Genomic DNA, 12686 nt, shown 5'->3' with positions numbered 1-12686 from the left:
CGGGCCATACAGACCAATGCGCAGAACAGGCATGTACCGCATCGTAGGAGCCGTCGCCTGTGCCGCGCCGTTATTTCCAACCCATGCTTCCGCCCAGGTCCTGAGCCAGTATTTCCCCGAAATCGGGCGAGGTGTCGGCGAAACCTGGGTCGATTCGGAACAGATCCGTATCAGCAGGGAATTCCAGCCGCAGGGCCTGCATCTCGGCGGGTTCAAGCTGAACGGCGATCTGAACGAGGGCGTCGGCTACATCGACAATGCCAATCGCCTTCCCGGCGGCGGGCAGAGCGCGATCATCTCCACCGTCGCGCAGATCGGCCTTACCTCGGACTGGTCGGTGGACCGGCTCTACACCAATGCTTCCGTTTCCGATCTGCGCTATCCAAGCCAGGGTTCGCAGAACCAGACGACCTGGACAGCCGGGATCGGCGGTTACCACGATATCGCGAACGACAGGCTGGGTTTCGACTATTCCCACCTCAATCTCGTCCAGACACCCAACACGCTGGGAAGCTTTGCCACGATCCAGCCCGTGAAATACCAGGTCGACCGGGCGGCTCTCAGCTATACCGTGGCACGCGATGGACGATTTTCCCTGATTCCAGAAGGGAACATAACGAATTTCTCATTCGATCAGGGAGCCCGCCTCCCATCGGCCATCGGCATTTCCGTCCCTCAGACCTATCGTAATCGGGCAGTGATAGTCGAAAGTCTCACCGGCCGTTATCACTGGACCGAAGCCGCCAGCGCGCTGGTCATGCTGCGGGGTACCGAAATTCGGTACACGCATGGCCTCGCAGGCTATCCAGGCCGCGATTCCAACGGGCTGGCCCTTATGGCGGGCATTGATTACAGCGCCATTCATCTGATCGACGTGCGCGTTCTGGCCGGATACCAGCGTCGTTTCTACCGCAACGCCGCTTATCCCGATTACGCCACTCCGATCGTGGAAGCCCAGGCAAGCTGGGCACCCTCGCGCCTGACGCGCCTCCAACTGGATGTCCAGCACGGGATCGAGGACAGCGCCTTCGAAAACGTGGCCGGCTTCACCTATACGAATTTGCAGCTCGGCCTCAGCCACCAGTATCGGCGCGACGTTATCCTTTCCGGTCACTTCACCTTTCAGAAAGGACAATACCAGAACACGCCGACACGTCTCGTCGGCAGCATCCTCACGCAGGCCGGCGGCGACCAGACCATTTTCGGAGGAGGGCTTTCGGCCCAGTGGCTCGTGAACCGGCATCTCAGGCTAAATCTCGATTATGATATCTCAAATCAGAACGTCCTGGGCACGACGGGAAAATTCACCGTCAACACCGTCATGATACGGGTGGACGTAAATCTGTGACCTGAAACGATCATCGCCCAATCAACCTCAACAGGGAAGTTCCGACATGTTGCCGCTTCGTCATACCCTTGGTGCTCGTACTGCAAGACTCGGCTTCCCGTTCGTGATCACGGGAGCATGCCTCGCCGGCTGCGCGCCCGGAGGCGATCTGACGCCGATACCGCGCTATGACCCGGCAAGCTACACGATCGGTGTCGGCGACCGGATCAATGTGTCGACATTCGGCGAAAACCAGTTCCAGACCGATGCGCGCGTGCCGGTCGACGGCAGCATTGCCTTTCCACTGATCGGCATGGTCAAGGCCGAGGGGCTGACCACCAGGGAACTCAGCGAGAGCGTCGCCACGACCCTGAAGGACCAGCATATTCTCAGCAACGCACGGGTGACCGTGCAGGTCCTGGATTACCGTCCCGTATCCGTCATCGGCGAAGTCGAGCATGGCGGCCAATTCTCCTATCAGCCAGGCATGACCATGCTGAAGGCGGTGGCGGCCGCCGGCGGCTTCTCCTATCGCGCGTTCCAGGACTATGCCTATGTCGTTCGCCAGGAACCTGGCGGCGCGGTCGTCGGCCGCATCGAACCACAGGATTACGTGAAGCCAGACGACGTCATCAAGATTTACGAACGTCATTTCTGATCTACCGCCCAGAGGGCGGCATCTGGAACACCGGAAACCCATCATCCCACATGACGGGTTTCCGGCATTCAGTCCGTATCCCACCGTCGATTCACCCGCGCCCAAGATGCGGTTCGCCTGCCCGGAACCGAAAGCTGAGCACCCCACCCGCCGTCGCGGGCCGCGTTCTCGGCCCCGGCACTCCGGACGCATTGCAGACTCCACCGGCCAAGGCTCAGGCCCCTCGAACATTAGCTATTCGACGCACCCGGTCGAATGTTCCGGTGTGCGGAAACGACCGACGATCCCACCGGTCATTCATCATACGCCCCGTGATGCGGATTTCCCCAACAAGGTCGGGTTAGAAGATGTCGATCACCTATGAAAGTATATTGAAGAAAGTTTCGCGCGCTGCCTTCGGCACTGCAAGCATCATGCTGATGGCCCTATCCATCGGGCTCATCTTTTACGGCATATTCAATTTGGTCTTCACGCTCCTGACATCCTGGCACGACGGGCGCGACGCGCTGCTTCTTGCCATCAGCTACGTCGTTATCGCCATCGCCGTTTTCGATGTGGCAAAATACTTCATGGAAGAGGAGGTGATTCAAAGTCGTGCCAAGGTGTCACCTCTTGAGGCCCGCCTGAGCCTCACAAAATTCATCACGACAATCATCATCGCGATTTTCATCGAAGGGCTGGTTGCGGTTTTCGAAGTAAGCCGCGAACACATACAGCAGATATTCTATCCCATCGGACTGCTCGCGACAGCGACGGTAATCGTGCTTTCCCTGGCGGTTTACCAGCGTATCAGCGTGGATACTGAAAACCAGGAATCACGCGCCATCGTCCATTCGAAGTGATGCTGCCCCCCTTATCCGCATCGATATAGAAGGCTGTTTGCAAAGTCAGCCTGTGGGCGACCCGGAGGGTATTTTCTGCACTTCGGTGCACAAAATAATACCTTCGGGTCGCAAAGCGCGGCGGCCCTCTCACTCGGCAGGCCAACTTTCCAACCATCCTCCATAACGCGGGGTCTCCGGTCAGTTTCGGGGCCGACCTTCATACCCCTGCTTCACCTGGGCATATCGCCGGTCGGCGGAGCATGACCCAGGCGTTTCGTCGCCTCTTCGTGCGACATCGGCACCATTTTACAATCCGTCTTGCCGGGGCATGGCGCATGCGGAGTTGGCGAAACCTGATCGCGCTTGAGCTGCGGCCAGTCAGACAATTTTTCTGAAGGCGGAACCTTCTTGTCCTTCTGTAAATAGCCGCCACTGGATGGTGGCTTCAACGTCGATGGCGAAGGAGGCGTCGATGGTGCGGCAGATGGCTCCTGAGCCGATGCCGGCTGCCCCATCGCGACGCTCCCAAAGACAAGACATACGGTGGCCCGTACGATCGCGCCGGATTGAGGCGGCGACCCTGGCGGGTTGCGCCTCACGGTACGTGCTTTCTGGAGGAGATCTCGAATGTCTTTCATTTTTCATATCCTTCCCTACAGCCAATGATCGGCAGATTCTCCAGTGGAAGCCGTTCCTATGGCTGAGGAGAATCTCCATTTTTTACCGGGGCATCTCGCTTCCCCTTGTCCTTTCGTTCTTCATGCTGGCGCTTCTGGGCAGTGCTCGTGCTCTTTTCTTCAGCGCTTTTGTGCTCGGTCTTGCCGTTCGACTGCTTTTTTGCATTTTCGATCGCCTGCTGGGCGGACCCACTCACTTCATCCTCCTGCATTCGCGCAAGAGGTGTCTGCCCCGAGGGCGCCACCGTCTGCGCATAGGCGCCTGAGGAAAAAAGAAGACAAAGCCCGATGGCAAGAAGTGCCCTCATGAAAACCCCTACATATTCAATGTTTTTCCATTTCTCTCAAACGAAATGCGCCGCCACCTATGTTGACCATATGGCAAGGGCCAATCGCGCTCGTTGCGAGATATTTCCGTCGATCATGATGTCTTGTCTTTCCGGACCGGCGGGTCGATCAGGAAGAACGTCCGATAGCGATTGCTGTTGAATCACCAACGATATGCCGCTTCGGCAGTTTCGGCCGCTTGTCGGATAGCAGGCGCATGGCAGTATAGGCAGGCGGGCCGCCTGCCTATATCGGCAAGAGAGCGCTTCAAACGCGTCCTTTAGAACGCATCTCTCTGGCCCCCACCGATCGCCCCGGCGACAGAGGCAATGAACGCCCCGACAAGCATGGAGAAAAACGTATAGAGGGCGAAGGAGGAAGCCGCCTTGCGAGCAAGGTCCGCAATATGCCGGGCCTTTGCCACAGCCTGAGTCTCGGTGGAAATCGCCAGATCGACCCGCTTTCCCGCATCCTCGGGTGAAATACCGGTGCGGGCCGCAACCAACTGGGCAAGATAATCATGGTCCGCAGGCGTGACCTGTCCGGTTGCGGCGGTTGCCAGGATGCGTCCCGCTTCGGATTTCACGTCATGACCGGGCAGCGACGCGTCCGGCTGAGCGGTCCGGAATAGCGTATCGAGCATATAATCGCCCGGACCCGACGACGCATGGCTGGAAGCCCCAGCCCCCACGCCCGCGAGCATCGTCGCGGCGCTTTTCCCCACGCCCCCGGCCGCCGACCACGCCGCCGAACCCACCAGGCCAACCACAAGCACAGCGGCAATCGCCCAGGCAACGAAACCCGCTGCCGTGTCGCGGAACAGGATTTCCCGACCGTCCACATCAAGCGCAGCCGGGCGCAGGCGACCCGCCAGATACCCGCCGAAAAACGAGGAAATCCACTGCACCACGATCAGCCAGATCGCAGTCACCACGGTAAATGTCATTCCGGACGGGTTATCGTCGGAAACAGGTGAAACCCAGGCCAGGCCGAGGCCGGACCCAAGCGACATGAGCATGATCGCCACCGCCGTCGCGACGATGGCACCACCGAGAACGGCTGGCCACGATATCCCGGCATCCGGCGATATCACGGCCACCTCGTCCGTCATGAGAGCAGGCATGGCGGATGCTCCTCAATGATAGAACAGAAGAAGGAGAATGATGATCGGGATCGGAACGCCAAGGAGCCAGAGCAGAATCGGCATGACGGGGTCCTCCTGTTACGTTCCTTTCCCCAACGTGTCCGGTTCCCCGAAGTTTGCTCTCCAAGCCATCCGGTCAATGGATTCCGGCATCGCTTCCCATTCGTTCATGCACGCGTGCATCAGCAGAAATTTCGAAGACCCCGCAACCCTCCCGCGACAGGCGCGTAGGGTCAGACATGCCTGCCGACGGGGGAGCTGCCATTATTGATGGCGCTCTCGAGGCGGTCCCGGCGGGTAAGGCCCGTCCCCGGACGTGATCGACCGGCATCTCGCGCACCATACCATTCCCGAGACGCAGGCCGGCTGGCGCGTCAGCGGATGACATCTGCCGAGGCTCCGCGCCCCCCCCTTGAAACGGAAAGGAGTTCATCATGGCCACTCAGGAGAAGACGCTATCCGATGCGTTCTATGAAACGCTGAAGGACATTTACTTTGCCGAGAAGCAGATCCTGAAGGCCCTCAAGAGATCCGTCCGCGCCGCCCAGGCGCCGGATCTCAAGAAAGCGTTCGAAACCCACGCCACCGAAACCGCCCGTCATGTCGAGCGGCTGAATGAGGTGTTCGGACTGATCGGCAAGGCGCCACGCAGCAAGACCTGCGAAGCAACACAGGGCATCCTGGCTGAAATGGAGGAGGATCTCGAGACGTTCGGCTCCACCGAGGCGGCGGACGCGGTCCTGATCGGCTGCGCTCAAGCCATCGAGCATTACGAAATCTCCCGCTACGGCACGCTCAAAGCCTGGGCTGCCACGCTCGGGTTCACGGAAGCAGAGGAATTGCTGGCCGAGACACTCGAAGAGGAGAAGCGGACCGACGCCCTCCTCACCGAAATCGCCGAGCGCGAGAGCAATCCGGAAGCGGCGCTCCAGCCGACATGACACGACCTGCTCGCGAAACCTTCCATTCCTCGCTCCCCAACGGAGGGCGAAAGGGATGGAAGGTGCGCCGCATGGGCTGCTGAGACGCTAAAATTCATCCTGATCGCTCGTATGTGACAAACCTCCGATCCCTGCCGGCGGCTATATACCTGTTGATGGGCAGCTATGCCCCACGCGACGGCTCCACCCCCGGATCATGGAAAGATGCTGCCTGATGCACTCTCGGAGGCGTAAGGGACCGCGCGGCACCCGAAGAAGGTGGCCGACGGAGATGCCGTCCTGCGGGGTATTCCCCCCAGATCAGCTACAAGCCTGCATCACGCGCCCATGAACGCCATCGTCCGGCTGGCGCTCGCACGGCCCTACACGTTCGTGGTTATGGCGATCCTGATCGTGATTGCCGGCACGCTGTCGGCCATCCGTACGCCCAAGGACATCTTCCCCACTATCAGCATCCCGGTGGTCGCAGTCGCATGGACCTATACCAACCTCTCGCCGCAGGACATGTCGGGCCGCATCCAGCTTCCTTTCCAGCGCGCGCTGACAACAACGGTCAATGATATCGAGCATATCGAGGGTCAGGCGCTGACCGGGATCGGAATCACCAAGGTCTTCTTCCAGCCCGGTGCCGATATCCGCCTCGCCAACGCACAGGTCACCGCCATCGCACAGACGCTGCTGCGCCAGCTTCCACTCGGCACGACCCCACCGCTGATCCTCAACTACAACGCCTCCACCGTGCCGATCCTTCAGCTCGGCCTGTCGGGCACGGGGCTGACCGAACAGCAGCTCTATGATTTCGGCTTCAATTTTATCCGCACCCGGCTGGTGATGGTGCCCGGAGCCGCCATTCCCTTCCCCACTGGTGGGCGGGTGCGGCAGATCCAGATGGATCTCAACCCCAGCCAGTTGCAGGCGCGGGGCGTCTCCGGCCTCGACGTGGCAAATACCCTCTCCATCCAGACACAGATCACACCTGCCGGATTCGTGAAAATCGGCGAATATCAGTACAATCTCCGGCTCAACAACGCCCCGCTATCCGTCGAGCAGCTCAACACGCTGCCGATAAGAACGGTGAATGGCGCCGTGGTCCGCATCCGCGACGTGGCCCATGTGCGCGACGGTTCGCTGCCGCAGCAGAATATCGTCCATGTCGACGGCCAGCGCTCGGCCCTGCTGACGGTGCTGAAATCGGGCGAGACCTCTACCATCGCCATCGTCCAGGGCATTCGCGACACGATCCCCGACGCGAGGCGCGGCCTGCCAGCCCAGTTGCAGATCACGCCCGTCAACGACCAGTCGCTGTTCGTCAGGGCCGCCGTCAGCGGCGTGCTGCGCGAAGGTGCAATCGCGGCGGGGCTGACCAGCCTGATGATCCTGCTCTTTCTCGGCTCGTGGCGCTCCACCCTGATCGTCGCCACGTCGATCCCGCTTTCGATCCTGGGCGCCGTCGCGCTCCTGTCGGTCCTCGGCCAGACCCTGAACGTCATGACGCTGGGCGGCCTCGCCCTGGCCGTCGGCATCCTGGTGGACGAAGCGACGGTCACGATCGAAAATATCGAGCGCCATCTGGAAATGGGCAAGGATGTACATGCCGCCATCATCGACGGATCGGGCGAGATCATCGTTCCGGCCTTCCTGTCGCTGCTATGCATCTGCATCGTCTTCGTGCCGATGTTCTATCTACCGGGTGTTTCGGGCTTCCTCTTCGTGCCGATGGCGCTGTCGGTGATGTTCGCGATGACGATGTCCTTCATCCTCTCGCGCACGCTGGTTCCCACCATGGCCATGTTCCTGCTGCGTGCCCACAGGCATGAGAGCAAACCGGCCGGCGGCCTGTTCACCCGCTTCCAGCAGGGGTTCGAACGGCGCTTCGCCGCCTTTCGCGAGCGATACGGCACGGTGCTGGAAGCCGTGCTGGCACATCGCGGCCGCTTCGTCGGCCTCTTCCTCGGCTTTGCCGTCCTCAGCCTGGTCTTTCTCCCCTTCCTCGGGCGCAATTTCTTCCCCCAGGTCGATGCCGGCGCGATGACGCTGCATGTGCGCGGCCCGGTGGGCATGCGGATCGAGGAAACTGCCGCTCTGTTCCTCGACATCGAGAAAGCGGTCCGCGCGCGCATCCCGGCGGACGAGGTGCTATCGATCGCCGACATGATCGGCCTGCCGAACAGCGCCATCAACGTCTCCTACAGCGCCTCCGGCACCATCGGCCCCGAGGACGGCGACATTCTGATCGCCCTGAAGGAGAATCATCACGCCACCCAACGCTATATCCGCCGCCTGCGTGCCGAATTGCCCCGCCTGTTCCCGCAGGCGAGCTTCGCCTTCCTGCCCTCCGACATCACCAGCCAGATCCTCAATTTCGGCGCCCCGGCCCCGATCGACGTCCAGGTCAGCGGCCCGCACCCGGATGAAACACGGCAGTTCGCCGAACTTGTCCTGCGGGAAATCCGCCACATTGACGGGCTGGTCGATGCCCGAATCCAGCAGCCCGCCAACTACCCCGAACTGCGGTTCGAAGTCGACCGCACCCGTATCAACCAGCTTGGCCTGACCGAGGGCGACGTCACCAGCAGCATCGCGACCTCCATCGCCGGCACGTCCCAGACCGCGCCGCTGTACTGGCTGAACCCGCAGAACAACGTGACCTACCCGATCGCGGTCCAGATGCCGGAATACCGCATCGGCGCGCTTTCGGACGTGATCGGCCTGCCCGTAACCGGCACGGGCGCCCAGGCAACCCGCCCCCAGGTGCTGGGCGCCTTGGGCACGATCACGCGCGGCACGACATCGCCCGTCGAAGGGCAATACAACATCCGCCCGCTGATCGACGTCTTCGCCGGGAATGACGGCCGCGACCTCGGCGCCGTTGCGTCCGATGTGCAAAGCGTGCTGGTCCGTCTGGAACACCAGCGCCCGGCAACCGTCACAGTCACGCTGCGCGGGCAATACCAATCCATGAATACCGCCTTCACCGGCCTGGGTGCCGGGCTGCTGGGCGCGGTTGTGCTGATCTACCTGCTGATCGTCGTCAATTTCCAGAGCTGGACCGATCCCTGCATCATCATCCTCGCTCTGCCAGCGGCGCTGGCGGGGATCTGCTGGATGCTGTTCGCCACCGGCACGCCGCTATCTGTCCCGGCCCTTACCGGCGCGATCATGTGCATGGGGGTGGCAACCGCCAATTCCATCCTCGTCATCGCCTTCTGCCGGGAACAGCTCGACGAACATGGCGATGCGCTGCGAGCGGCGCTGACGGCCGGCAAGACCCGCCTGCGGCCCGTGCTGATGACCGCGCTGGCCATGGTCATCGGCATGCTGCCCATGGCGATGGGTTTTGGCGAGGGCGGCGAGCAGAACGCCCCCCTCGGTCGCGCCGTCGTCGGCGGGCTGGTCTTCGCCACCTGTGCCTCGCTGTTTTTCGTGCCGACCCTGTTCGCGATCATCTACGAACGACGCGCGCGGCCGGCCACGCGGGGAGCCTCGGCCCATGCCTGACCCCGCGCCAGGGACGATACAGGGCGACCGGCCCCAGCCCCGGCTCGGCCGGTTCGTGCTGATCGCGGGCGCGGTCTTTGCGCTGGTCCTGGTGGCAGGCACGCTTTTGCGCCTCCACGCCCGCCACCTGCTTCATGCGTCGACACAAGCCGCCGCCATCCCGACGGTGAGCATCGTCCACCCAGGCGGCATGGCAATGGACAGGCTGGTCCTGCCCGGCCGGTTGCAGGCCTGGTACAGCGCGCCGGTCTATGCGCGGACCAACGGCTATCTCCGGCGCTGGTACGTCGATATCGGACAAAAGGTGCAGGAAGGGCAGTTACTGGCAGAGATCGACACCCCGGACGTCGACCAGCAACTCGCCGCCGCTCGCGCCGTGCTGGCGACCCGCACCGCCCAGCGCGACCTCGCCGGAATCACCACCCGCCGCTGGGACCGCCTCAATGCGCAGAACGCGGTCTCGCAACAGGAAACCGACGAACGAAGAGGCAATTTCGCCGCCAGCGAAGCCACGCGCCACGAGGCGGCGGCGGAGGTGGAACGGCTGCAGACCCTCTCCGGCTTCAAACATATCGTGGCGCCGTTCACCGGCGTGGTCACCAGCCGCGCCACCGACATCGGCGCGCTGATCGCCGCCGGCACTTCGGCGGCGCAGCCCCTCTTCACCGTTTCCGATGTCGTCCGGCTACGGCTCTATGTCAGCGTCCCCCAGGCCTATGCCGCAAGAATGCAGGACGGCATGGTGGTCGCGTTCACGGTGCCCGACTATCCCGGCCGAACCTTTCAGGCCCACCTCATTCATTCCTCGGACGCCGTCGATCCCCAATCCGGCGCGATGCTGGTGCAGCTTGTCTACGATAATGGCGAAAACCTGCTGAAACCGGGGGCCTATGCCCAGATCGCCTTCACCTTCCCCGGCACCGATCCGAGCAGGGATAACGATCTCGTCCGCGTGCCCGCCAGCAGCCTGCTGTTCCGACGCAATGGCACGACCGTCGCCCTGATGGATTCCAGCCACCATGTCAAAATCCAGCCCATCACCATCGTAACCGATTTTGGCACCGAACTCGCGGTCACGGGCCTGCCGCCACAAAGCGCCGTCATCGACAATCCCAGGGACGATCTGCGCGACGGCGACGCGGTCGAACCGCGGGAACCGGAGCACCCGCATGGCGCCTGAGCGCCGGCGTTTCTCCCGAGCACGGGTGACAGGGGCAATTTTTCCCGGCCGGGTGCAGGGTGGCCCCCTGCTTCTGACCCTCTCCCTGCTCGCCGGCTGCAACCTGGCCCCGCATTACCAGCCCCCCTCGCCCCCCAACTTGCCCGCCACCTTCAAGGAAACCGGCCCCTGGACCCCAGCCCAGCCGTCTGACACATCGGCGCGCCAGGATTGGTGGACGATCATGGCCGATACCCGACTGAACGATCTGGAAGCCCGGATCGAACTTGGCAGCCCGCAACTCGCGGCGGCAGTCGCACGATATGATCAGGCCCGAGCCCTGGTGCGACGCGCGCGCGCCGAATTCTTTCCCCAAATCGACGCGTCCTCCAGCGCCGAGCGCGAACGGGCCGTCCTTCCGCAGACCGGCAATTATTTCGATTATCGCACATACGCGGCTGGGGGCACCGTCTCGTGGGAGCCCGACATCTGGGGCCGCATACGCAACCTCGTCGCCGCCGCGCGGTCCGAGGCCCAGGCCAGCGCCGACGATCTGGCTGGCATGCGCCTCAGCCTGGAGGCCGAACTGGCCGAGGATTATTTCCAGTTACGCGGACTGGATGCCCGGATCGACGTACTGCGGCGCACGGTCAGCGCCTACCAGGCGGCATTGAACCTGACCACGACGCGCTTTAGCGGCGGCGCCGCCAGCGAACTCGATGTCGGCCGAGCCCGCACCCAACTGGCCTCCGTACAGTCCGAACTGGACCAGCAGGTGGCCAATCGCGCCCTGACCGAACATGCCATCGCAGTGCTGATCGGCGAGGAACCCTCCCTTTTCTCGCTTCCGCCGGCCGGCGCGCTGGACCCGGTCCCGGTCATTCCCACCACGGCCCCGTCTGCTCTGCTGCAACGCCGGCCGGATGTCGCCGCCGCCGAGCGGCATATGGCGGCGGCCAACGCGCGCATCGGCATCGCGCGGGCGGCTTTCTTCCCCGCCATTACCCTCGGCGCCTCGGGCGGATCGGCGACGACAACCGGCATGCTCCTCTCCGCCGGCACAGGCGTATGGGCACTCGGCCCGGCACTGGCCACACTGGCGGTCTTCGACGGCGGCCGGCGCTTCGCCGATCTGGCGGCCATGCATGCCGCCTATGCCGAAATGGCCGCGAATTACCGGCAAACGTCCCTTACGGCCTTCCGCGAGGTCGAGGATCAGCTTGCCCTGCTCAACCATCTGGCCGACGCCTCCGCGCGACAGGAGGAAGCGGTTACCGCCGCCGCCCGCACCAACCAGTTGGCATCCATCCAGTATCGCGAAGGCGCGGTGGATTATCTTCAGGTCGTCATCGCCCAGACAGCGGAACTTCAGGCACGCGAGGGCATGATCGCCATCGCTACCCGCCGCCTGGTCGCGGGGATCGACCTCGTGCGGGCCATGGGCGGCGGATGGCGGGCGGGGCAAGCAGCCAGTCCGCGACATCGTTAAATCGCCGTTAAAGGTTTCCCGGCCGGCAACCCGGTCTCCGCACCCCACGTTCAGCCGGCATAGCGAGATGGTTCGAACAGACCGTTTCCAGAAAAAAACGCAGGCCGCAACCTGCGCCGATCAGTTCCCGACCCAGAATAGATATTTTCAGAACAGCCCCTGAGCGATCCCAACACCGACGCACGCGGCGTCGCCACTCCTGGTAGCCGCGACAACCCGATGGTGTCGTCCATGTGTAGCTTCTGTGTGCTGCATCCGTTGATGCTTTACGCCATCGCCATTGCGGTCCTGCTGTCGGTGATGCTGGCCCTGGCATCCGTCACCGGCAACCGCCGGGTCGGGCCGGCCCGTGGCGCGTCGATGAACCTGCCGTTCGAATCCGGCATCCTGCCGGTGGGTTCGGCCCACCTGCGCCTGCCGGTGCAATATTACCTGATCGCCGTGTTTTTCGTGATTTTCGATGCCGAGGCGGTTTTCCTGTTCTCATGGGCCACGGTGGCGCGACAGGCCGGGTGGCAGGGCTACGCGGCGGTGCTTCTGTTCCTCGGCTTCCTGGCCATCGCGCTGGCCTATCTGTGGCGCAGCGGTGGCCTGGAATGGGGCCCGACGCAACGACTGACCCGAAAGGTTCTCTAGCATGCG

11 protein-coding genes are annotated in these 12686 nt (G+C 62.8%); 8 read left to right on the top strand and 3 right to left on the bottom strand.

Features of this window, described 5'->3' with window-relative positions; genetic code table 11:
• Positions 1–31 precede the first annotated feature (31 nt).
• The 3 genes from C7453_RS13315 (at position 32) to C7453_RS13305 (ending at position 2827) form a co-directional block, all read left to right on the top strand.
• Positions 32–1348, top strand: coding sequence for an outer membrane beta-barrel protein (locus tag C7453_RS13315; RefSeq protein ID WP_170143219.1), 1317 nt, complete (start codon positions 32–34; stop codon positions 1346–1348).
• A gap of 46 nt (positions 1349–1394) precedes the next feature.
• Positions 1395–1985 (top strand): polysaccharide biosynthesis/export family protein, encoded by a 591-nt coding sequence (locus C7453_RS13310; protein WP_220791227.1) that lies wholly within the window; start codon positions 1395–1397, stop codon positions 1983–1985.
• Positions 1986–2332: 347 nt separating this feature from the next.
• The gene (locus tag C7453_RS13305) at positions 2333–2827 is read left to right on the top strand and encodes a hypothetical protein (RefSeq protein WP_245949025.1); all 495 of its coding nucleotides are present in this window, start codon (positions 2333–2335) and stop codon (positions 2825–2827) included.
• A gap of 212 nt (positions 2828–3039) precedes the next feature.
• Here C7453_RS13305 and C7453_RS19165 read toward each other — a convergent pair whose 3' ends face one another.
• The 3 genes from C7453_RS19165 to C7453_RS13295 form a co-directional block, all read right to left on the bottom strand.
• Entirely contained in the window at positions 3040–3447 is a 408-nt protein-coding gene (locus C7453_RS19165; RefSeq protein ID WP_147280872.1) for a hypothetical protein, read from the bottom strand.
• A 56-nt stretch (positions 3448–3503) separates the two neighbouring features.
• Positions 3504–3794, bottom strand: a complete 291-nt coding sequence (locus C7453_RS18715; protein ID WP_141288905.1) for a hypothetical protein — start codon at positions 3792–3794, stop codon at positions 3504–3506.
• 299 nt (positions 3795–4093) lie between these two features.
• Positions 4094–4936, bottom strand: coding sequence for a hypothetical protein (locus C7453_RS13295; protein ID WP_114728014.1), 843 nt, complete (start codon positions 4934–4936; stop codon positions 4094–4096).
• A gap of 455 nt (positions 4937–5391) precedes the next feature.
• Between C7453_RS13295 and C7453_RS13290 the strand changes: the two genes are divergently transcribed.
• The 5 genes from C7453_RS13290 to C7453_RS13270 all read left to right on the top strand — a co-directional run bounded on the left by C7453_RS13290 (position 5392) and on the right by C7453_RS13270 (position 12680).
• Positions 5392–5898: a YciE/YciF ferroxidase family protein gene (locus C7453_RS13290; RefSeq protein WP_114728013.1), complete on the top strand. Its 507-nt coding sequence runs from the start codon at positions 5392–5394 to the stop codon at positions 5896–5898.
• 327 nt (positions 5899–6225) lie between these two features.
• Positions 6226–9396, top strand: a complete 3171-nt coding sequence (locus C7453_RS13285; RefSeq protein WP_114728012.1) for an efflux RND transporter permease subunit — start codon at positions 6226–6228, stop codon at positions 9394–9396.
• Positions 9389–10576: an efflux RND transporter periplasmic adaptor subunit gene (locus tag C7453_RS13280; protein ID WP_114728011.1), complete on the top strand. Its 1188-nt coding sequence runs from the start codon at positions 9389–9391 to the stop codon at positions 10574–10576. Before C7453_RS13285 ends, C7453_RS13280 begins: the two co-directional genes overlap by 8 nt.
• Entirely contained in the window at positions 10566–12044 is a 1479-nt protein-coding gene (locus tag C7453_RS13275) for an efflux transporter outer membrane subunit (protein ID WP_114728010.1), read from the top strand. Before C7453_RS13280 ends, C7453_RS13275 begins: the two co-directional genes overlap by 11 nt.
• 231 nt (positions 12045–12275) lie before the next feature.
• The gene (locus tag C7453_RS13270; protein WP_114728009.1) at positions 12276–12680 is read left to right on the top strand and encodes an NADH-quinone oxidoreductase subunit A; all 405 of its coding nucleotides are present in this window, start codon (positions 12276–12278) and stop codon (positions 12678–12680) included.
• The last annotated feature ends 6 nt before the right edge of the window (positions 12681–12686 follow it).

This window comes from Gluconacetobacter liquefaciens, from assembly GCF_003350405.1.
GTDB classification, from domain to species: Bacteria; Pseudomonadota; Alphaproteobacteria; order Acetobacterales; family Acetobacteraceae; genus Gluconacetobacter; species Gluconacetobacter liquefaciens.
Note: the sequence above shows the minus strand (reverse complement) of the source record. Positions and strands in the feature narration are given on the sequence as shown.

Excerpts from the sequence above, each read along its gene's own strand:
- C7453_RS13280 (WP_114728011.1), top strand. The coding sequence starts at position 9,389 with ATGCCTGACCCCGCGCCAGGGACGATACAGGGCGACCGGCCCCAGCCC.
- C7453_RS13310 (WP_220791227.1), top strand. The coding sequence starts at position 1,395 with ATGTTGCCGCTTCGTCATACCCTTGGTGCTCGTACTGCAAGACTCGGC.
- C7453_RS13305 (WP_245949025.1), top strand. The coding sequence starts at position 2,333 with ATGTCGATCACCTATGAAAGTATATTGAAGAAAGTTTCGCGCGCTGCC.
- C7453_RS13315 (WP_170143219.1), top strand. The coding sequence starts at position 32 with ATGTACCGCATCGTAGGAGCCGTCGCCTGTGCCGCGCCGTTATTTCCA.
- C7453_RS19165 (WP_147280872.1), bottom strand. The coding sequence starts at position 3,447 with ATGAAAGACATTCGAGATCTCCTCCAGAAAGCACGTACCGTGAGGCGC.
- C7453_RS13285 (WP_114728012.1), top strand. The coding sequence starts at position 6,226 with ATGAACGCCATCGTCCGGCTGGCGCTCGCACGGCCCTACACGTTCGTG.
- C7453_RS13295 (WP_114728014.1), bottom strand. The coding sequence starts at position 4,936 with ATGCCTGCTCTCATGACGGACGAGGTGGCCGTGATATCGCCGGATGCC.
- C7453_RS13275 (WP_114728010.1), top strand. The coding sequence starts at position 10,566 with ATGGCGCCTGAGCGCCGGCGTTTCTCCCGAGCACGGGTGACAGGGGCA.
- C7453_RS13270 (WP_114728009.1), top strand. The coding sequence starts at position 12,276 with ATGTGTAGCTTCTGTGTGCTGCATCCGTTGATGCTTTACGCCATCGCC.
- C7453_RS13290 (WP_114728013.1), top strand. The coding sequence starts at position 5,392 with ATGGCCACTCAGGAGAAGACGCTATCCGATGCGTTCTATGAAACGCTG.
- C7453_RS18715 (WP_141288905.1), bottom strand. The coding sequence starts at position 3,794 with ATGAGGGCACTTCTTGCCATCGGGCTTTGTCTTCTTTTTTCCTCAGGC.